General features: G+C 72.9%; 22 protein-coding genes and 1 pseudogene. 15 read left to right on the top strand and 8 right to left on the bottom strand.

Going from position 1 to position 17,299, the window contains the following annotated elements:
* Window positions 1–17: 17 nt before the first annotated feature.
* A complete protein-coding gene (locus CR165_RS21815) occupies window positions 18–476 on the bottom strand; it encodes a DUF2171 domain-containing protein (RefSeq protein WP_109519028.1) in 459 nt (152 codons plus the stop codon).
* Between the two features lie 190 nt (window positions 477–666).
* Between CR165_RS21815 and CR165_RS21820 the strand changes: the two genes are divergently transcribed.
* The 7 genes from CR165_RS21820 to purQ all read left to right on the top strand — a co-directional run bounded on the left by CR165_RS21820 (window position 667) and on the right by purQ (window position 6,391).
* On the top strand, window positions 667–1,131 hold the full coding sequence (locus CR165_RS21820) for a DUF4267 domain-containing protein (RefSeq protein ID WP_181378292.1): 465 nt from the start codon (window positions 667–669) through the stop codon (window positions 1,129–1,131).
* A 362-nt stretch (window positions 1,132–1,493) separates the two neighbouring features.
* On the top strand, window positions 1,494–2,996 hold the full coding sequence (locus tag CR165_RS21825; RefSeq protein WP_109519030.1) for a tripartite tricarboxylate transporter permease: 1,503 nt from the start codon (window positions 1,494–1,496) through the stop codon (window positions 2,994–2,996).
* Window positions 2,997–3,107: 111 nt separating this feature from the next.
* Window positions 3,108–4,115 carry a Bug family tripartite tricarboxylate transporter substrate binding protein gene (locus CR165_RS21830; RefSeq protein ID WP_281262124.1) on the top strand — a complete coding sequence of 336 codons (1,008 nt, stop codon included), beginning with the start codon at window positions 3,108–3,110 and terminating at the stop codon, window positions 4,113–4,115.
* Between the two features lie 209 nt (window positions 4,116–4,324).
* Window positions 4,325–5,089 (top strand): phosphoribosylaminoimidazolesuccinocarboxamide synthase, encoded by a 765-nt coding sequence (purC, locus tag CR165_RS21835; protein WP_109519032.1) that lies wholly within the window; start codon window positions 4,325–4,327, stop codon window positions 5,087–5,089.
* 29 nt (window positions 5,090–5,118) lie between these two features.
* Window positions 5,119–5,358, top strand: a complete 240-nt coding sequence (gene purS / locus CR165_RS21840) for a phosphoribosylformylglycinamidine synthase subunit PurS (protein WP_109519033.1) — start codon at window positions 5,119–5,121, stop codon at window positions 5,356–5,358.
* A gap of 36 nt (window positions 5,359–5,394) precedes the next feature.
* Window positions 5,395–5,649 (top strand): hypothetical protein, encoded by a 255-nt coding sequence (locus tag CR165_RS21845; protein ID WP_109519034.1) that lies wholly within the window; start codon window positions 5,395–5,397, stop codon window positions 5,647–5,649.
* Between the two features lie 43 nt (window positions 5,650–5,692).
* A complete protein-coding gene (purQ, locus tag CR165_RS21850) occupies window positions 5,693–6,391 on the top strand; it encodes a phosphoribosylformylglycinamidine synthase subunit PurQ (RefSeq protein WP_109519035.1) in 699 nt (232 codons plus the stop codon).
* 30 nt (window positions 6,392–6,421) lie between these two features.
* Here purQ and CR165_RS21855 read toward each other — a convergent pair whose 3' ends face one another.
* The gene (locus CR165_RS21855) at window positions 6,422–6,775 is read right to left on the bottom strand and encodes a hypothetical protein (protein ID WP_109519036.1); all 354 of its coding nucleotides are present in this window, start codon (window positions 6,773–6,775) and stop codon (window positions 6,422–6,424) included.
* Between the two features lie 125 nt (window positions 6,776–6,900).
* On the opposite strand from CR165_RS21855, the gene CR165_RS21860 reads away from it, so the two are divergent.
* Window positions 6,901–7,317 carry a pyridoxamine 5'-phosphate oxidase family protein gene (locus CR165_RS21860; RefSeq protein ID WP_109519037.1) on the top strand — a complete coding sequence of 139 codons (417 nt, stop codon included), beginning with the start codon at window positions 6,901–6,903 and terminating at the stop codon, window positions 7,315–7,317.
* A 106-nt stretch (window positions 7,318–7,423) separates the two neighbouring features.
* Window positions 7,424–8,470: an SDR family oxidoreductase gene (locus tag CR165_RS21865; RefSeq protein ID WP_109519038.1), complete on the top strand. Its 1,047-nt coding sequence runs from the start codon at window positions 7,424–7,426 to the stop codon at window positions 8,468–8,470.
* Between the two features lie 75 nt (window positions 8,471–8,545).
* On the opposite strand, the gene CR165_RS21870 is transcribed toward CR165_RS21865, so the two are convergent.
* From CR165_RS21870 to CR165_RS21880, 3 genes are read right to left on the bottom strand one after another with little or no spacing between them, the layout of a single operon-like run.
* Window positions 8,546–8,797 carry a hypothetical protein gene (locus CR165_RS21870; protein ID WP_181378293.1) on the bottom strand — a complete coding sequence of 84 codons (252 nt, stop codon included), beginning with the start codon at window positions 8,795–8,797 and terminating at the stop codon, window positions 8,546–8,548.
* Window positions 8,794–9,984 (bottom strand): MFS transporter, encoded by a 1,191-nt coding sequence (locus CR165_RS21875; protein ID WP_109519039.1) that lies wholly within the window; start codon window positions 9,982–9,984, stop codon window positions 8,794–8,796. Before CR165_RS21875 ends, CR165_RS21870 begins: the two co-directional genes overlap by 4 nt.
* Complete coding sequence (locus tag CR165_RS21880; RefSeq protein WP_219929827.1) at window positions 9,981–10,538, bottom strand: TetR/AcrR family transcriptional regulator; 558 nt, start codon at window positions 10,536–10,538, stop codon at window positions 9,981–9,983. The genes CR165_RS21875 and CR165_RS21880 overlap by 4 nt, the downstream gene beginning before the upstream one ends.
* A 118-nt stretch (window positions 10,539–10,656) precedes the next feature.
* On the opposite strand from CR165_RS21880, the gene CR165_RS21885 reads away from it, so the two are divergent.
* From CR165_RS21885 to CR165_RS21905, 5 genes are all read left to right on the top strand, one after another.
* The gene (locus tag CR165_RS21885) at window positions 10,657–11,259 is read left to right on the top strand and encodes a transposase (RefSeq protein WP_109519041.1); all 603 of its coding nucleotides are present in this window, start codon (window positions 10,657–10,659) and stop codon (window positions 11,257–11,259) included.
* The gene (purL, locus tag CR165_RS21890; protein WP_408887548.1) at window positions 11,259–13,559 is read left to right on the top strand and encodes a phosphoribosylformylglycinamidine synthase subunit PurL; all 2,301 of its coding nucleotides are present in this window, start codon (window positions 11,259–11,261) and stop codon (window positions 13,557–13,559) included. Before CR165_RS21885 ends, purL begins: the two co-directional genes overlap by 1 nt.
* 47 nt (window positions 13,560–13,606) lie before the next feature.
* Entirely contained in the window at window positions 13,607–13,849 is a 243-nt protein-coding gene (locus tag CR165_RS21895) for a BolA family protein (RefSeq protein WP_109519042.1), read from the top strand.
* Between the two features lie 11 nt (window positions 13,850–13,860).
* A complete protein-coding gene (gene grxD, locus CR165_RS21900; protein ID WP_109519043.1) occupies window positions 13,861–14,199 on the top strand; it encodes a Grx4 family monothiol glutaredoxin in 339 nt (112 codons plus the stop codon).
* A gap of 179 nt (window positions 14,200–14,378) precedes the next feature.
* Entirely contained in the window at window positions 14,379–15,179 is an 801-nt protein-coding gene (locus tag CR165_RS21905; protein ID WP_109519044.1) for a hypothetical protein, read from the top strand.
* A 59-nt stretch (window positions 15,180–15,238) separates the two neighbouring features.
* Here the strand turns inward: CR165_RS21905 and CR165_RS21910 are convergent, their stop codons facing one another.
* The gene (locus tag CR165_RS21910) at window positions 15,239–15,568 is read right to left on the bottom strand and encodes a glycosyl transferase family 39 (RefSeq protein WP_109519045.1); all 330 of its coding nucleotides are present in this window, start codon (window positions 15,566–15,568) and stop codon (window positions 15,239–15,241) included.
* A gap of 131 nt (window positions 15,569–15,699) precedes the next feature.
* On the opposite strand from CR165_RS21910, the gene CR165_RS21915 reads away from it, so the two are divergent.
* The gene (locus tag CR165_RS21915) at window positions 15,700–16,617 is read left to right on the top strand and encodes a LysR family transcriptional regulator (RefSeq protein ID WP_109519046.1); all 918 of its coding nucleotides are present in this window, start codon (window positions 15,700–15,702) and stop codon (window positions 16,615–16,617) included.
* Window positions 16,618–16,709: 92 nt separating this feature from the next.
* Here CR165_RS21915 and CR165_RS21920 read toward each other — a convergent pair whose 3' ends face one another.
* Window positions 16,710–17,039 carry a glycosyl transferase family 39 gene (locus CR165_RS21920; RefSeq protein WP_109519045.1) on the bottom strand — a complete coding sequence of 110 codons (330 nt, stop codon included), beginning with the start codon at window positions 17,037–17,039 and terminating at the stop codon, window positions 16,710–16,712.
* A 142-nt stretch (window positions 17,040–17,181) separates the two neighbouring features.
* A pseudogene (locus CR165_RS21925) lies at window positions 17,182–17,299 on the bottom strand (IS5-like element ISMex42 family transposase); the annotation flags it as partial.

Consider the following 17,299-nt stretch of genomic DNA (forward strand, 5'->3'; position numbering starts at 1 on the left):
GCCTCCGCCCCGCCGCCCTACCGGCCGCGCTGGTTCTCGATGGTGTTGTGGGTGGTCCGCTCCGGCGCGGCGTCGGTCGCCCCCGGCCGCCGGCGCTCGATGTCGCCGGGGCTCTGGCCCTTCGGCCCGCCATGGGCGTGGCCGCGGCTGCCATGCGGCGCGTCGTCGGTCGGCCGGCCGAGCTGCGCCGCGGCGTCGGGGTCGAGCGACAGGCGCTGCGCCATCTCCGCCTCGTCCACGCAGGCATCGGCCGCCTGCGCGGCGGGCATGGAGAGCCGCACGACGCCGCCCTCCAGCCCGGCCACCGTGCTGCGCGGCAGGTAGCGGTGCCGCCCGCCCGCCGTGGGGTCGTTGCGGGCGAGCTTGATGTAGTCGCCCTCCACCCGGTCCACCACGCCGAAGGCCTGGCCGTCGCTGCCCACCACGGGCATGTGGTCCTGCACCTCGCCCTGCTCGATCTTCGCTGCGTTGACCATCCGGATTCTCCCTGTTGCCGCGGCCATGGCGGCGCTTCGGATCGAAGGTCCCGCCCGTGCAGCACACTCTCGCGCAGGCGGGTCTGCGCCGGGCCGCGGATCAGGGAGGAAACGGCGCCCCCCCGCGCCGGTTCCGGCAAGGGCCCCCGCCACCGCCCCTCTTTCACAGCCCTTTTCCACGGAGCAGCGCATGACCCCGCCTCCCGGCCCCGACCGGCTTCACCGCGCGGAGGCCGCCCTGGTGCTGGCCCTGGCGGGCGTGTTCCTGCTGCTGGGGGCGCTCTTCCTGGCCGCGCCCGGCGTGGGGGCGGCGCTGTTCGGCCTTCCCGCCCCGGGCGCCGAGGCGCTGGCCTGGGTGCGCACCGTGGCGCTGCGCGACCTGGCGCTCGGCCTCTACCTCGCCGGGCTGTGGTGGCTGGGCAGCCGGCGGGGGCTGGGGGTGGTGCTGGCCGCCACGGTGGTCATCCCCCTGGGCGACATGCTGATGGTGTTCCTCTGGCATGGCGGCGCCACGCCGTGGCTGCTGCCGCACGCGGCCAGCGCCCTCGCCACCGCCGGGTTGGGGGGCTGGCTGCTGCGCCGGCCGCGAGGGCTGCCTCCCGGCCCGGAAAAGGTGGAGAATTCTTCACATGAAAGGCGGTTCACCCGGCGGTGAAGCCTTGCCTATGGTGGCCGCCGAGAACGAGAACCGCAGGGAAACGTCGCCGGGACATGCCCGCCCACCTCCGCGCAGGCCCGCATGGCTGAGGCACAGCACGCCTTCCGCAGCGCCGTCAGGGCGCGCGGGCGCGCGCCCGTGCGCCGCTGGACCCTGCGCGGCACCGGCCGTTCCTCCGAGGGTGCCCGACAACCCGCGTGACGCCGCGCGCGCCTGAACCCGGCGCCGCGCCCACCCCTGCCTCCCCTCGACCTCACCGCAGCGACCGCGCGGCCGCCCCGCCCTGCGTCCCGGCTTCACGTGCCGGGCCCTGGCGGGCGCGTGGCCGCCTGCGCGCCGCCCACCGGGAATGACTGTCCATGCTGGAGAATCTGGCGCTCGGCTTCGATGTCGCGCTGTCCTTCCAGAACCTGTTCTTCGCCTTCCTCGGCGCGCTGATCGGCACCGCCATCGGCGTGCTGCCGGGGCTCGGCCCCACCGCCACCATCTCCCTGCTGCTGCCGCTGACCTTCGGGCAGGAGCCGGTGACGGCCATCATCATGCTCGCCGGCATCTACTACGGCGCGCAGTATGGCGGCTCCACCACGGCCATCCTGCTCAACCTGCCGGGCGAGATCTCGGGCGTCGTCACCGCCATCGAGGGCCACCAGATGGCCAAGCAGGGCCGCGCCGGCGCCGCGCTGGCGGCGGCGGCGATCGGCTCCTTCTTCGCCGGCACCGTCTCCACCGCCGTGGTGGCGGCGGCGGGGCCGGCGCTCACCTCGGTGGCGCTCTCCTTCGGGCCGCCGGAATACTTCGCGCTGATGGCGCTCGGCCTCGTCGTCTCCTGCGTGCTGGCGCAGGGCAGCGTCTTCAAGGCGGTGGCCATGGTGGTGCTGGGCGTCATGCTCGGCCTCGTCGGCACCGACATCCAGACCGGCCAGCAGCGCTTCACCTTCGGCGTGCCGGAGCTGGCGGACGGCATCAACTTCGTGGCGCTCGCCATGGGGCTGTTCGGCGTCTCCGAGATCATCCTGAACCTGATCAACCCGGAGAACCGCGAGGGCACGGTGGCCAAGCGCGGCCGGCTGTGGCTGACGAAGGAGGAGTGGCGCTACGCCGCGCCCGCCAGCGTGCGCGGCACGCTGCTCGGCACCATCCTCGGCATCCTGCCCGGCGGCGGCGCCTCCATCTCCTCCTTCGGCTCCTACATGCTGGAGCGCAAGATCACCCGCCGGCCGGAGCGCTTCGGCAAGGGCGCCATCGAGGGGCTGGCGGGGCCGGAGAGCGCCAACAACGCCGGCGCGCAGAGCGCCTTCATCCCGCTCCTCACCCTCGGCATCCCGTCGAACTCGGTGATGGCGCTGATGGTGGGCGCGCTGATCATCCAGGGCATCCAGCCCGGGCCGCGCATGATCGAGGCGCAGCCGGAGCTGTTCTGGGGCCTCATCGCCTCGATGTGGGTGGGCAACCTGATGCTGCTCATCATCAACCTGCCCATGGTCGGGCTGTGGGTGCAGCTGCTGCGCGTGCCCTACAAGTTCATGTACCCGTCGATCCTGGTGTTCTGCTGCATCGGCGCCTACAGCCTGAACAACAGCGTGTTCGACATCTACGTGATGATCGGCGCCTCGGGGCTGGGCTACGTGCTGACGCGGCTGGGCTGCGAGACGGCGCCGCTGCTGCTGGGCTTCGTGCTGGGCCCGATGATGGAGGAGCATCTCCGCCGCGCCATGCTGCTCTCGCGCGGAGACTGGATGACCTTCGTCGAGCGGCCGATCAGCGCCTCGCTGCTGGCCGTGGCGGCGATCGCCCTGGCGCTGATGATCTCGCCCTCCATCCGCCGCAAGAAGGACCAGGCGCTGGCCGAGGAAGCCGCCTGAACGGGGCGCTGGGCCGGGGCGCGCCTCCGGCGCGGCGCCCCTTGGCGGCGGCGCCCGGCCATGGGATTGAGCGGACAACGCCAAAGCCCCATGGGAGAGGGAACCGCCGCCATGCAACGCCGCACCTTGCTGCTTTCGGGGCTGCACTCGGGCCTCGCCGCCACGGCCCTCGCCGCCACCGGCCTCGTCGGCACCGGCCTCGCCCGGCCGGGTCTGGCCCGCGCCCAGGCTGCCACGCCGCTGCGCATCATCGTCCCCGCCCCGCCCGGCGGCCCCACCGACATCCTGGCCCGTGCCCTGGCCGAGCGCGCCCAGCCGGCGCTCGGGCGCCCCGTGGTGGTGGATAACCGCGCCGGCGCCGGCGGCATCATCGGCACCGAGGCGGCGGCGCGCAGCGCGCCGGATGGCGACACCATCGTGCTCGGCCACAACCAGACCCATGCCAGCAACCAGGCGATGATGGCCCGCCTGCCCTACCATGTGTCCGAGAGCTTCGCCCCCGTGGCCAAGCTGGCCACCGTGCACCACGCGCTGGTGGTGCCGGCCAACTCCCCCTCCGCCACCCTCGCCGCGCTGATCGCGCGCGGGAAGCAGGGGCGGCTGACCTACGCCTCCTCGCAGGCCGGCTCGGCCAGCCATGTCATCGCCGAGACGCTGGTGCGGCGGGAGAAGCTGGACGCCACCCACGTGCCCTACCGCGGCGCCGCGCCGGCCGCGACCGACACGGTGGCCGGCATCGTCGATTTCTACATCGCCACCTTCCCCTCCGTGGCGGGGCTGGTGCGGGACGGGCGGCTGCGCGCGCTGGAGATCGGCGCCCCCGCCCGGCTGGCGGACTTCCCCGACGTGCCGACGGCGGCCGAGGCCGGCGCGCCCTACCTGGCGGTGGATGCCTGGTTCGGCCTGTTCGCCCCCGCCGGCACGCCGGACGCCGCCATCCAGCGCATCGCCCGCGCCATGCTGGACGCGCTGGGCGAGGCGGAGGTGGAGGCGCGGCTGATGGCCGCCGGCTTCACGCTCGACCCGCTGCTGCCCGCCCCCTTCGGCGCGTTCCAGCGCCAGGAGATCGCCCGCTGGGCGGAGATGGTGAAGCTCACCGGCGTGACGATGGAGGGCTGAGGCGCCCCAGGGACGGAAGCCAGGGGCGCACGCCAGGGGCACAGCCCGGGTGCGCCAGGCCGGGCGCGCGCCCCGCCCCGCTCCAGCCTCCCTTTGCCGTCATGCGCGCAATGCGGCCATGGGCGGTGGCGATCCGCGCCACCCCCTGCTATACGGCCAGCCGCAGAAACCGCCGGCCCCCGCTTCGGCGGCGAGAGGGATTCTGGATCATGGCGCGACGCCGGCAGCTCTATGAAGGCAAGGCGAAGGTCCTGTTCGAGGGGCCGGAGCCCGGCACCCTGGTGCAGTACTTCAAGGATGACGCGACGGCCGGCAACGGCGCCAAGAAGGGCGTCATCACCGGCAAGGGCGTGCTGAACAACCGCATCAGCGAATACCTGATGACGCGGCTGGCCGAGATCGGCGTGCCGACGCACTTCATCCGCCGCCTGAACATGCGCGAGCAGCTCATCCGCGAGGTGGAGATCATCCCGCTCGAGGTGGTGGTGCGCAACGTCGCCGCCGGCAGCCTGGCCAAGCGCCTCGGCCTGCAGGAAGGCACCCGCCTGCCGCGCTCCATCGTCGAGTACTACTACAAGAACGACGGCCTGCAGGACCCGATGGTCTCCGAGGAGCACATCACCTGCTTCGGCTGGGCCTCCACCCAGGACCTCGACGACATCGTGGCGCTGACGCTGCGGGTGAACGACTTCCTCTGCGGCCTGTTCCTCGGCGTCGGCATCGTGCTGGTGGACTTCAAGCTGGAGTTCGGCCGCCTCTACGAGAATGACGAGATGCGCATCGTCCTGGCCGACGAGATCAGCCCGGACAATTGCCGCCTGTGGGACGCCAACACCGGCGAGAAGATGGACAAGGACCGCTTCCGCCGCGACCTGGGCAAGGTCGAGGAAGGCTACCAGGAGGTGGCGCGCCGCCTCGGCATCCTGCCCGAGGCCGGGCTGCGCGACCTCAAGGGCCCCGAGGTGATGCAGTGACCGCCCCTCTCCCCGCTGCGGAGCAGACCATGAAGCTGATCGTCACCGTCATGCCCAAGAACGGCGTGCTGGACCCGCAGGGCAAGGCCATCGAGCACGCGCTCGGCACGCTGGGCTTCGAGGGCGTGGGCGAGGTCCGCACCGGCAAGGTGATCGAGCTGGAGCTGGCGGGCAGCGACCCCGCCGCTGCCAAGGCCCAGGCCGAGGAGATGGCCCGCAAGCTGCTGGCCAACACCGTCATCGAGAGCTTCAGGGTGGAGCTGGCCTGAGGGCCGGCCCCGCCCGGCGGCCGGAGTAACGCACGGATGGTCAAGGCCTCCCTCTTCCTGATGGCCCTGCTCACCGTGCTGATCGGCATGGGGCTGCGCTGGCGGCAGGACCGGCTCAACCCGGTCCGTGCCGAGGGCCGCGCCGAGAGCCGCGCCCGCGCCCGCCGCCCCGGCCTGCTCGCCCGCGGCAAGGCCCGGCTCGATCTCTGGATCACCGCCGCCGCCATCGCCTCCGTCGCCACCATCCTGCTGATGGGCGGCCTGCACTGGATCCGGGTCTGGCTGCAATGAGCCGCGCCCTCCCCTCACCTTCGCGCGCCGAGGCCGTCACGCCATGAACGCCGTCATCCTCCTCTTCCCCGGCACCAACCGCGAACGCGACATGGCCATCGCGCTGCACAAGGCCACGGGGCGCAAGCCCGCCATCCTGTTCCACCAGGAGACCAGCCTGCCCGCCGGCACCGACCTGGTGGTGCTGCCCGGCGGCTTCTCCCATGGCGACTACCTGCGCTGCGGCGCCATGGCGGCGCGCTCGCCCATCATGCCGGCGGTGCGGGACTTCGCGCTCAAGGGCGGCCATGTGCTGGGCGTCTGCAACGGCTTCCAGATCCTCACCGAGGCCGGGCTGCTGCCGGGCGCGCTGCTGCGCAACGCCTCGCTGCGCTTCCTCTCGATGGACTGCCACCTGCGCGTCGAGACCACCCGCAGCCCCTTCACCGCGCGCTGGCAGAAGGGCGAGACCTTCCGCGCCCCCATGGCGCATGGCGACGGCAACTATTTCTGCGATGACGAGACCCTGGCGCGCCTCCAGGCCGAGGACCGCGTCGCCTTCCGCTACGCCACCGCCCGGGGCGAGGCCACGGCCGAGGCCAACCGCAACGGCGCGCGCGACAACATCGCCGGCATCCTCAGCGAGAACCGCCGCATCCTCGGCATGATGCCGCATCCGGAGGATCTGGTGGACCCGCTGATGGGCGGCACCGACGGCCTGCCGCTGTTCGAGAGCATCGCCGAGGCCCTGGCCACCGCCTGAGCCGGGCGCGGCGGGCGCGCCCCGCCGCCCTCAATCCTCGCCGTCTTCTTCCTCTCCGGGCGCCCCCGCCACCTCGAAGGCGGCCACCACATGCGCCAGGTTCACGGTGGCGCGGGGCCGCCCGGTGCGGGCCAGCAGCACCGGCTCCGGCACCACCACCCCTTCCGCCTCCGTCTCCATCAGCATTTCCACGTCGAGCAGCACCTGCCCGCCGGGCGAGAGGTGCACCGCCTCGATCCGGCTGATCAGCATGGTCTGCCCGGTGGATAGCAGCAGGCCGAACTTCCACTCGTCGGCCAGCATGCGGCCGGCGAACCATGCCGGCATCACCTCGCCAAGACGCAGGTCGTCGGGCCCGTCGATGGTTGTCCAGCTCTCGTCCATGCACAACCTTAACTTGTGCTTTATGGCGGAACAATGCCCCCATCTTGGGCATTCCAAGACATTTTCGCAGCTTCCCGCCCCAATCCGCGTTGTCCACGCATCGCCACTGACCAAGGACACGCCTCATGGGCCAGAAGACCCTGCCAGAGCTTTCCGAGCGCATGCGCCAGATCGACATCGCCATGCTCGCCACCCACACCGAGGGCGGCGCCATTGCCAGCCGCCCCATGAGCAACAATGGCGATGTCGCGTATGACGGCCACTCCCACTACTTCTCCTATGGCGATGCCCGCACCGTCAGCGACATCGAGGGCAACCCGAAGGTCACCCTCTCCTTCCAGGGGCCGAAGCGCTTCGCCGTCGCCGTCGAGGGCAAGGCCACGCTGATCCGCGACAAGGCCGCCTTCCGCGAGCACTGGACGCCCGAGCTGGACAAGTGGTTCGAGCAGGGCATCGACACGCCCGGCATCGTGCTGATCCGGGTGGATGCCGAGCGCGTCCACTACTGGGACGGCACCGAGCAGGGCGAGCTGACCCCCTGAGCCGCGCCCTCTGAGCGCGTCCGGGCGGCGCCCAGCGGCGCCGCCACCCCCGCCCCCGCGCGGGCGGCCCCTCGGCCTCTCCCCCCTTCCTGACCGGAACCGCCCCATGAGCAGCACGCCCCCCGCCTCCCGCCGAGACCTCGTGCGCGGCCTCGCCGCCGGAGGCCTGGCCGCCGGCAGCCTCGCCGCCGCCCGCCCCGCCGCCGCCCAGCCGGCCGCCACCCAGCCGCAGGGCGCCGCCCCGGCCGGCCAGCCCGCCCCCACGGGCGCGCCTGTCCTCGCCAACCCGCAGGACCGCTTCCCCAAGCCGCCCTTCCCGGCGCAGTCCCAGCCCTGGCCCGCCCTGCAATCGAAGATGGACCCGGTGCCGGATTGCGGTGAGGCCTCCTACCGCGGCTCCGGCCGCCTCGCCGGCCGCCGCGCCCTGATCACCGGCGGCGATTCCGGCATCGGCCGCGCCGCCGCCATCGCCTATGCGCGGGAGGGGGCGGATGTCGCCATCAACTACCTCGAGGCCGAGCAGCCGGACGCCGAGGATGTCGCCCGCCACATCCGCGAGGCCGGCCGCAAGGCCGTGCTGATCCCCGGCGACCTGCGCGACGAGGCCTTCTGCACCCGGCTGGTGGAGCAGGCGCGCGAGCAGCTCGGCGGGCTGGACATCCTGGTGAGCAACGCCGCCTACCAGCACGCGCAGCAGAAGCTGGCCGACATCAGCACCGAGCAGCTCGACCAGACGATGAAGACCAATGTCTACGCCATGTTCTGGCTGACCAAGGCGGCGCTGCCGCATTTGCCGCCGGGCGCCGCCATCATCGTCACCTCCTCGGTGAACGCCGACCGCCCCTCGCCCATGATCCTGGACTATGCCTGCACCAAGGCCGCCAACGAGGCCTTCGTGAAGGCGCTGGCGAAGCAGGTGATCGGCCAGGGCATCCGCGTCAACGGCGTGGCGCCGGGGCCGTTCTGGACGCCGCTCCAGGTCGGCGGCGGGCAGACGGAGGAAGGGCTGAAAAATTTCGGCACCACCGTGCCGATGGGCCGCCCCGGCCAGCCGGTGGAGCTCGCCTCCACCTATGTCGAGCTGGCGGCGGCCACCTCCAGCTACATCACCGGGCAGATCTACGGCCAGACCGGCGGCGTCGGCTGGCCCTGAGCCGGGGCTGACCGGAGGGGAGGGCCGCCCGGCCCTCCCCCACCCGTCACGCCCGCCGGGTGCGGCGGCGGCGCCTCAGCGGTTGCCGCGGCCGCGCTGCGCCGGGTTCACGCCGCCCTGCGCCGTGGTGTCGTTCAGCGTGTCGCCCTCATCCGTGTTCTCGCCCTGCAGCACTTCCGGGTCCGTGCCGCGCCCGAAGGTGCCCTTCGAGGCGCCGATCCCCGGGTTCCGCTCCAGGTCGCCGGGCGGCTGCGGCGTGTCCTGCATCAGCCCCTTCTCGCGCTCCTCGGCGCTGTGCTGACCCTTCGGGTGCTTGGAACTGGTCATGGCCGGTCTCCCTTCTGGTGCCGGGAAGCAACCGGGGCGGCGGCGGCGGGTTGCGGCGCCGCGCCCATCCGCCACGCCATCGCGCCGCCGGCCAGCGCCGCGGACAGCGCCAGCGCGGCCAGCGCGCCGCTGCCCGCCAGCACCGCGCCGAGGAGCGGCGCGCCCACCATCTGGCCGACCGCGATGGCCAGGAAGGGGATGCCGAGGCCGAGGCCCGCCCGGTCGGCGAGCAGCGCGGTGCCGCGGATCAGCAGCACGCCGCTCGAGGCGATATAGGCGGCGCCGAACAGCGCCATCGCCGCGAAGGCGAGCGTCGGCAGGGCGGGGGCCATGGCCAGCAGGGCATAGCCGAGGACCATGCCGGAGAGCGCCAGGCGGTGCGCGCGGCCGGTGCCGAGATGGCCGACGAGACGGCCGGTCAGCCCGCCGGCCAGCCCGCCGAGGCCGAGCACCATCCAGGCGGCCGCGATCCGCGCCCCGGCGAAGCCGGCCTCGCCGCGCAGCATGTCGGCGCCGAAGGTCCAGACCACGGTGCTCGAAGCGCCCATGAGGAAGGCGGCCGCGCAGAGGGGGGCGAGGCCCGGCCGCGCCAGCCCGCGCGCCGGCGCGCCGGCGGAGGGGCCATCGCGCCCGGGCGGCACCGCGAACCACAGCCAGGCCGTGACGGCGGCGCCGGCCAGGGCGAACAGCGCGTAGAGCTCGCGCCAGGCCGCCGCGAAGGCCAGGGCCGCGGCACCGGAGAGCACGATGCCGGCCGCGGTGCCGGCGTTGATCGTCCCGTTCGCCGACGGGCGCGCGGGCGCCGCGAAGCGGCGCGCGACGGCCGAGGCCAGGGGCGGCGAGGTGAGGCCCGTGCTGAGCCCGGCGAGCGCCAGGGCGGCGCCCAGCACCGGCACGGAAGGCGCCAGCGCGACGAGGCCGAGCCCGGCCGTCGCGGTCAGGCCGGCGAGCACCGCCACGCCCCGCTCGCCGAGCCGGTCTCCGCCGAGCGCCGCGAGCAGGACGCCGGCGCAATAGGCCGCGAAGGCGCCGCCGCCGATCCACCCCGCCGCCACCGTGCCGAGGGAGAGCGCCTCGCGAAGCTGCGGCAGCAGCAGGCCATAGGCGAAGCGGCCCAGCCCGTAGGTCAGGGCGGTGAGCGCGAAGCCCGCGGCGACGAGGTTGCCGTCCCGCGCGGCGGGCCTCATGCGGCGGCGCCCCGCGCGGCGCCGAGCAGCGCGGCGGCGGCCGCCTTCGCCGCCTCCACCACCTCGGGCTCGGCGACGCTCGCCGCCGCCGTCGCGCCCTCGAACAGCAGCCAGATCTGGGTCGCGAGCCGCGCATCCTCCCGCCCGAGGGCGGCCGCGACGCGGGTGGCGACCAGGGCGCGGAACTCCTGCTTCTGGCGGCGGACGAGGGCCACGATCTCGTCGCTGGCCCCGGCATACTCGGCGCGGGCGCGCAGCAGCATGCAGCCGCGCGCGCCATGCTCGCCGAGCCAGCGGCGGAGCGTGTCGAACAGCACCGCCACCGGCTCCGCCCCCGATCCCTCGCCGGCTCCCTCAGGAGCCGCCGCCTCCAGCGCCTCGGCGAAGCGGCGGTGCCTCTCCTCCAGCACGGCGAGGACCAGCCCCTCCTTGGAGCCGAAATGCTTGTAGAGCGTGCGGGTCGAGGCGCCCGAGGGCGCCAGCACCCGGTCCACGCCCAGGCCCCGGAAGCCATCCGCCTCGAAGGCGGCGACGGCGGCCGCGATGATGTCCATCCGCTTGTCCATGGCCGGAGTGTAAAGCGGTCGTTTTACAGCGCAAGGCGGCCGCGCAGGCAATCGGGTTTATAGGAATACTTGCCTACAGCTCCAACCCCGCGCTAGACTCCCGGCCATGCGCCCCCCGCCCCGCCCTTCCCGCCCCGGCCCTTCCCCCGCCTTCACCGGCATCAGCGATTCGGAGTGGCTGGCGCTGCTGCCCTTCCTCCTGCACCGCTCCCCGCAGGGCCGCCCGCTGAAGGAATTGCGGACCCGGATGGAGGGCATCTTCCACATCGCCGCCAGCCACGCCCCCTGGCGGGAACTGCCGGAACGCTTCGGCAAGGCGGAGACCGTGGCGCGCTATTTCCGGCGGCTGACCCATGCCGGGCTGTGGCAGCGGCTGCTGGAGGCGCTGGCCGAGGCCGGCCCCCGCCATCCGCTCCAGGGGCTGCGCGCCGTCATCGCCCGCGCCTGCCGCCGGGCGCTGCGCATCGCGGGGCCGCCGCTGATGCTGCTGGCGCGCAGGCTGGAGATCCGCCAGGCCCTGCCCGGCCCGCCCTGGCTGCTGCCGGACCCGGATTTGTCCGAAACCTGCAACCGCGCCCTGCGCCATCTCGCGCGCCCCGGCGCCCCGCCCGGCCTGCTGGAAACCGCCCTGCCCAGCCTGCGGCAACTGGCGAAAAACGCCGCCGGGCGGCGCCGCATTCCGCGCAGCGTGCGGCTGGGCTGGGGCTGATGGAACATCCTCTGGACAAGCGCCGCGCGGGTGACGACAAGGCCCCCATGTCCAGCCCCGCCCCCAGCCCTGCCGGCCGCCCCGCCCCCGAACTGCTGGCCCCCGAGCGTGCCCGGCAGCTCGCCGCCGAATTCGGCCTGAAGCCCGAGGAGCACGAGCGCGCGCTCGCCATCCTCGGCCGCCAGCCCTCCCTCACCGAGCTCGGCATCTTCTCGGTGATGTGGTCCGAGCACTGCTCCTACAAGTCCAGCCGCGTCTGGCTGCGGCAGCTCCCCACCAAGGCCCCCTGGGTGATCCACGGGCCGGGCGAGAATGCCGGCGTCATCGACATCGGCGAGGGGCTGGCCGCCATCTTCAAGATGGAGAGCCACAACCACCCGAGCTTCATCGAGCCCTACCAGGGCGCGGCCACGGGGGTGGGCGGCATCCTGCGCGATGTCTTCACCATGGGCGCGCGGCCCATCGCCAACCTCAACGCGCTGCGCTTCGGCGACCCGTCCCTGCCCAAGACGCGGCAGGTGCTGGATGGCGTGGTGCGCGGCATCGGCGGCTACGGCAATTGCGTGGGCGTGCCCACCGTGGGCGGCGAGGTGAACTTCCACCCCGCCTACAACGGCAACCCGCTGGTCAACGCCATGACGGTCGGCATCGCGCCGCGCGACCGCATCTTCCTCAGCGCCGCCGCCGGCATCGGCAACCCGGTGGTCTATGTCGGCTCCAAGACGGGCCGCGACGGCATCCACGGCGCCACCATGTCCTCCGCCGAGTTCAGCGCCGACAGCGAGGAGAAGCGCCCCACCGTCCAGGTCGGCGACCCCTATGCGGAGAAGCTGCTGATCGAGGCCTGCATGGAGCTGATGGCGACCGACGTCATCGTCGCCATCCAGGACATGGGGGCGGCCGGCCTCACCTCCTCCTCCGTCGAGATGGCGGGCAAGGGCGGCGTCGGCATCGAGCTGGTGCTGGACGACGTGCCCCAGCGCGAGACGGGCATGAGCGCCTACGAGATGATGCTCTCCGAGAGCCAGGAGCGCATGCTGATGATCCTGAAGCCCGGCCAGGAGCACGTGGCCGAGGCGATCTTCCGCAAGTGGGAGCTGGATTTCGCCGTCATCGGCCACCTGACCGACACGGGCCGCATCGTCATCCGCCACAAGGGCGCGCTGGAGGCGGACATCCCGCTGGCGCCGCTGGAGAGCGAGGCGCCGCTCTACCACCGCCCCACCGCCGAGACGCCGAAGCAGCCGGTGCTGGACGCCGCCGGCGTGGCGGACCCGGCGGGCATCGCCCCCGCGCTCCTCACCCTGATCGGCTCGCCCGACCTCTGCTCGCGCCGCTGGATCTGGGACCAGTATGACAGCACGGTGGGCGGCCAGACGGTGAAGCGCCCCGGCGCCGCCGATGCCGCCATCGTCCGGCTGGAGGACAGCGCCCGGGCTCTCGCCATGACCACGGACTGCACCCCCCGCTACTGCGCCGCCGACCCCGAGGAGGGCGGCCGCCAGGCGGTGGCCGAAGCGTGGCGCAACATCACCGCCACCGGCGCCCTGCCGCTCGCCATCACCGACAACATGAACTTCGGCAACCCCGAGAAGCCGGAGATCATGGGCCAGTTCGCCGCCGCCGTGCGCGGCATGGCCTCGGCCTGCACCGCGCTCGACTTCCCCGTCGTCTCCGGCAACGTCTCGCTCTACAACGAGACGGAGGGCCGCGGCATCCTGCCCACCCCCGCCATCGGCGCGGTGGGCGTGATCGAGGATGCGGCCAAGGCCGTGGGCTACGCGCTGCGCCCCGGCCAGGAGATCGTGCTGGTGGGCGAGACGAAGGGCTGGCTCGGCCAGTCCCTCTGGCTGCGCGAGATCGCGGGCCGCGAGGAGGGCGCGCCGCCGCCGGTCGACCTCGCCGCCGAGCGCCGCCATGGCGATTTCGTCCGCGCGCAGATCCTCGCCGGCACCGTGGCCGGCTGCCACGACCTGGCCGATGGCGGGCTGCTGGTGGCGCTGGCCGAGATGGCGATGGAAGGCGAGACCGGCGCCACGCTGGAGCCGGCGCCCGGGGAAACGCTGACGGGGGGCATCCCTCCGCACGCCTTCTGGTATGGCGAGGACCAGGGCCGCTACCTGCTGGCCACCACCGACGCGGCGGCGCTGCTGGCGGCCGCGCAGGCTGCCGGCGTGCCGGCCCGCCGGATCGGCCGCGCCGGGGGTGGGGACTTGGTTGTGCCGGGCGCCGACGCCATATCGGTGGCGCGCCTGCGGGAGGCGCATGAGCGCTTCCTGCCCGGCCTGATGGCCCGCTAACCTTGCCTCGTTAACCTTGCAGTGCCCCGCAACGAAGGAGACCCCGCATGGCGATGCCGGCAGCCGAGATTGAAGCCCTGATCAAGGCGGCCCTGCCGGACGCGCAGGTGACGATCGAGGACCTCGCGGGGGATGGCGACCACTACGCCGCCACCGTGGTGTCCGAGGCGTTCCGCGGCCGTTCCCGCGTGCAGCAGCACCAGCTCGTCTACGCGGCGCTCCAGGGCCGCATGGGCGGGGCGCTGCACGCCCTCGCCCTGCAGACCTCCGCCCCGCAAGCGGCCTCCTGAGGAATTTCCCGATGAGCAACCCGACCTTCGACCGCATCCAGTCCGAGATCACCGAGAACCCGGTGGTGCTCTACATGAAGGGCACGCCGGTCTTCCCGCAATGCGGCTTCAGCGCGCGCGTGGTGCAGATCCTCTCCCACGTCGGCGTGCCCTTCAAGGGCGTGAACGTGCTGGAGGATGCCGAGATCCGCGAGGGCATCAAGGCCTTCACCAACTGGCCGACCATCCCGCAGCTCTACGTGAAGGGCGAGTTCGTCGGCGGCTGCGACATCATCATGGAGATGTTCCAGAACGGCGAGCTGACCGCGCTGCTCGACGAGAAGGGCATCCCGCACCAGGCCGCGGCCTGAGCGGTGCGCCCGGGCCCCGCACGGCCCTGGGCTGGAACGCCGGCGCCCGCCCCGGATGACGGGGCGGGCGTTTTCATGTCCGGAACGCGCCTTCACAGCCGGCCAACCGGCCGCCACCTCTGGCGTTGCCCAGAGCGGGGGAGGCGCCTCCCCCCGGCACACCGCACCGGAAGGCCCGCATGACCCGCGACGACACCCGCACCCTGCTGAACCTGGTGCTGCCCATCCTGCAGCCGCTGGCCGGCGCCATGGCGCCGGTCTTCGGCATCGGCCACACCATGGCCGAGATGTCGGCCCGCAGCCAGACGCCGGTGGTGCCGGCGGGCTATGCCTTCTCCATCTGGGGGGTGATCTTCGCCCTCGGCATCGCCTGGGGCATCTGGCAGCTCCTCCCCTCCGGCGGGCGGGACAGCCTGGCGGCGCGCCGGCTGGGCTGGCCGCTGGCCGCCGCCTTCGCCTGCTCGAACCTCTGGATGGTGGTGGCGGCGCTGACCGAGAATGGCTGGCACCTCGTGCTGATCATCCTGCTGATGCTGGCCGCCAGCCTCACTGCCTTCTTCATCAACCGCCGCCTGCCGGCCCATGCGGGCGGCCCGGCCTGGCCGGAGCGCTGGATCATCCGCCCGCTGGTGGGGCTGATGGCCGGCTGGGTCTCCGTGGCCAGCTTCGCCAACATCGCGGGGGCGGCGCGGATCAGCGGCGCCATCCAGCCGGACGGCGCGGGCGAGACCCTGGCGGCGGTGCTGATCCTGCTCGCCGCCGGGGGGCTGGTGCTGGGGGTGCTGTGGGCGGCGCAGGGCTCGCCCTGGTATGCGGCGGCGGTGGCCTGGGCGCTGGTGGGCATCCTCTACGCCAACACCGTGGAGCGGGAGTTCGACGCGGCCGTCGCGGCCGTCTCGTTGGGGCTGCTGGCGGTGGTGCTGGCGATGGCCTGGCAGCGGGCGCGCTTCGCCCGCACCGGCCCCCAGCCGGCCCCATGATGCGCCCGGGGCGCGCCTCCCGGATGAAGACGCGCCCTGAGATCGCGGGCCTGGCTGCCTCAGCCGAGGCGCGGGCCGGTGCCGAAGCCGCCCTGGGCCGAGGCGCTGTTGCCCACGGGGCCGGGAACGCGGCCGGTGGCGTTGTGCCGCTCGGTGGTGCTCACCGAGGCCACCAGCGGGCTGCCGCTGGGCGAGGCGCTCTGGCCCACATTGGCCGGCAGGCCGCGCTCGGAGGCCTGCGTCGTCGCCATGGAGTAGGCGAAGGGGCTGCCGGTGATGGGGGTGTTGTTCACGTTGTCGAACAGGTCGGCCGCCATCGACAGGCCGGGGGCGGCCACCGTCAGGCCGGCAGCCAGGAACAGGGCGCGGAAGGCGGAAACGTTGCGCATGATCGTGTCTCTCATCTCGTGTGTTGCTCAGGCTCTGGCGGGATCGCCCACCGTCGCAGAGAGAGATGGGCCCCCAGCGGCATCATCAAAACTGCTGAATAAATGATCGTACCCATCAGCCGGAGAGATGGATGATTGACCCCCTGACACTCGACCAGCTGCGCGTCCTGGTGGCCGTGGCGGAGACGGGCAGCTTCTCGGCGGCGGCGCGGCGGCTGCGGCGGGTGCAGTCGGCGGTCAGCCAGTCGATCCAGGCGCTGGAGGGCACGCTGCGCCTCTCCCTGTTCGACCGCACCGGCCGGCGCCCCACGCCCACCGAGGCAGGGCGCGTCATCATCGAGGATGCGCGGCTGATGCTGAAGCAGGCCGAGGTGCTGCGCGCCCGCGCCGACAGCATCACGGGCGGGCTGGAACCGGAGCTGACCATCGCCATCAACCCGCTGATGCCCCCCGCCCCCGCCATGGAGGCGCTGAAGGCGCTGCGGCAGGAATTCCCCAACCTGCCGGTGACGCTGCTGACCGAGGGGCTGAGCTCGCCCGAGCGGCACCTGCGGGACGGCACGGTGCGGCTGGCCATCTATCCGGTGGAGGCGGTCGGGCCGATGGAGCTGGCGGTGGACTTCCTGATGAACGTGCCGATGATTCCGGTGGTGGCCGCCGGCCACCCGCTGGCCCGGCTGGAGGCCCCCCTGGCGCGGGAGGAACTCGCCATGCATGTCCAGCTGGTGCTGACCGATGGCGGGCCGAAGAGCAACTGGTCACGCGGCGTGATCAGCCCGCAGCACTGGCGCTTCGCCGACCTCAACACCCGGCTGGCCTTCCTGCTGGAGGGCTTCGGCTGGTGCAACATGCCGGAGCACATGGTGGCCGCGCATGTCGCCGAGGGGCGCCTCAAGCGGCTGCATCTGTTCGAGGAGAACGGCTTCGCCATCCCGCTGCATGTGGTGCATGAGCGCAGCCGGCCGCCCGGCGTCGCCGGGCGGTGGCTGGTCAACCGGATGCGCCAGGCCCTGGCCCATCACGGCGTCCAGCCCCTGGCGGCGGCCTGAGCACCGCGCATGCGGAAAGGGCGCCCCGCCGTCCGGCGGGGCGCCCTTTCAGAGAACATCGCGCCTGCCCGGGCCTGAGCCCGGAGGCTGCCTCAGCCGAGGCGCGGGCCGGTGCCGAAGCCGCCCTGGGCCGAGGCGCTGTTGCCCACGGGGCCGGGGACACGGCCGGTGGCGTTGTGCCGCTCGGTGGTGCTCACCGAGGCCACCAGCGGGCTGCCGCTGGGCGAGGCGCTCTGGCCCACATTGGCCGGCAGGCCGCGCTCGGAGGCCTGCGTCGTCGCCATGGAATAGGCGAAGGGGCTGCCGGTGATGGGGGTGTTGTTCACGTTGTCGAACAGGTCGGCCGCCATCGACAGGCCGGGGGCGGCCACCGTCAGGCCGGCGGCCAGGAACAGGGCGCGGAAAGCGGAAACGTTGCGCATGATCTTTGATCTTTCTTCTTCTTGAAATCCGGCGGGCAGGTTGTCCTGCCGTCTGGCAGTGAGATAGGCGCTTGGAGCCATCGCCGGAACCGCGGAAGAAATGATCAAAAGCATCAGATATACTGATGGCGACTAGGGCCTGTTAGAGCTTGAGCCAGTCGGCGGCTGCTGCGAGGCAGAGGATGCCGATGAAGGATCGGGCGGTCTTCTCGTAGCGGGTGGCGACGGCACGCCATTCTTTGAGGCGGGCCCAAAGGTTC

It is taken from the genome of Teichococcus aestuarii (assembly GCF_003116135.1).
GTDB classification, from domain to species: domain Bacteria; phylum Pseudomonadota; class Alphaproteobacteria; order Acetobacterales; family Acetobacteraceae; genus Pseudoroseomonas; species Pseudoroseomonas aestuarii.

Coding starts and splice junctions, on each gene's coding strand:
- CR165_RS21815 (WP_109519028.1), bottom strand. CDS start 476: ATGGTCAACGCAGCGAAGATCGAGCAGGGCGAGGTGCAGGACCACATG.
- CR165_RS21820 (WP_181378292.1), top strand. CDS start 667: ATGACCCCGCCTCCCGGCCCCGACCGGCTTCACCGCGCGGAGGCCGCC.
- CR165_RS21825 (WP_109519030.1), top strand. CDS start 1,494: ATGCTGGAGAATCTGGCGCTCGGCTTCGATGTCGCGCTGTCCTTCCAG.
- CR165_RS21830 (WP_281262124.1), top strand. CDS start 3,108: ATGCAACGCCGCACCTTGCTGCTTTCGGGGCTGCACTCGGGCCTCGCC.
- purC (WP_109519032.1), top strand. CDS start 4,325: ATGGCGCGACGCCGGCAGCTCTATGAAGGCAAGGCGAAGGTCCTGTTC.
- purS (WP_109519033.1), top strand. CDS start 5,119: ATGAAGCTGATCGTCACCGTCATGCCCAAGAACGGCGTGCTGGACCCG.
- CR165_RS21845 (WP_109519034.1), top strand. CDS start 5,395: ATGGTCAAGGCCTCCCTCTTCCTGATGGCCCTGCTCACCGTGCTGATC.
- purQ (WP_109519035.1), top strand. CDS start 5,693: ATGAACGCCGTCATCCTCCTCTTCCCCGGCACCAACCGCGAACGCGAC.
- CR165_RS21855 (WP_109519036.1), bottom strand. CDS start 6,775: ATGGACGAGAGCTGGACAACCATCGACGGGCCCGACGACCTGCGTCTT.
- CR165_RS21860 (WP_109519037.1), top strand. CDS start 6,901: ATGGGCCAGAAGACCCTGCCAGAGCTTTCCGAGCGCATGCGCCAGATC.
- CR165_RS21865 (WP_109519038.1), top strand. CDS start 7,424: ATGAGCAGCACGCCCCCCGCCTCCCGCCGAGACCTCGTGCGCGGCCTC.
- CR165_RS21870 (WP_181378293.1), bottom strand. CDS start 8,797: ATGACCAGTTCCAAGCACCCGAAGGGTCAGCACAGCGCCGAGGAGCGC.
- CR165_RS21875 (WP_109519039.1), bottom strand. CDS start 9,984: ATGAGGCCCGCCGCGCGGGACGGCAACCTCGTCGCCGCGGGCTTCGCG.
- CR165_RS21880 (WP_219929827.1), bottom strand. CDS start 10,538: ATGGACATCATCGCGGCCGCCGTCGCCGCCTTCGAGGCGGATGGCTTC.
- CR165_RS21885 (WP_109519041.1), top strand. CDS start 10,657: ATGCGCCCCCCGCCCCGCCCTTCCCGCCCCGGCCCTTCCCCCGCCTTC.
- purL (WP_408887548.1), top strand. CDS start 11,259: ATGGAACATCCTCTGGACAAGCGCCGCGCGGGTGACGACAAGGCCCCC.
- CR165_RS21895 (WP_109519042.1), top strand. CDS start 13,607: ATGGCGATGCCGGCAGCCGAGATTGAAGCCCTGATCAAGGCGGCCCTG.
- grxD (WP_109519043.1), top strand. CDS start 13,861: ATGAGCAACCCGACCTTCGACCGCATCCAGTCCGAGATCACCGAGAAC.
- CR165_RS21905 (WP_109519044.1), top strand. CDS start 14,379: ATGACCCGCGACGACACCCGCACCCTGCTGAACCTGGTGCTGCCCATC.
- CR165_RS21910 (WP_109519045.1), bottom strand. CDS start 15,568: ATGCGCAACGTTTCCGCCTTCCGCGCCCTGTTCCTGGCTGCCGGCCTG.
- CR165_RS21915 (WP_109519046.1), top strand. CDS start 15,700: ATGATTGACCCCCTGACACTCGACCAGCTGCGCGTCCTGGTGGCCGTG.
- CR165_RS21920 (WP_109519045.1), bottom strand. CDS start 17,039: ATGCGCAACGTTTCCGCTTTCCGCGCCCTGTTCCTGGCCGCCGGCCTG.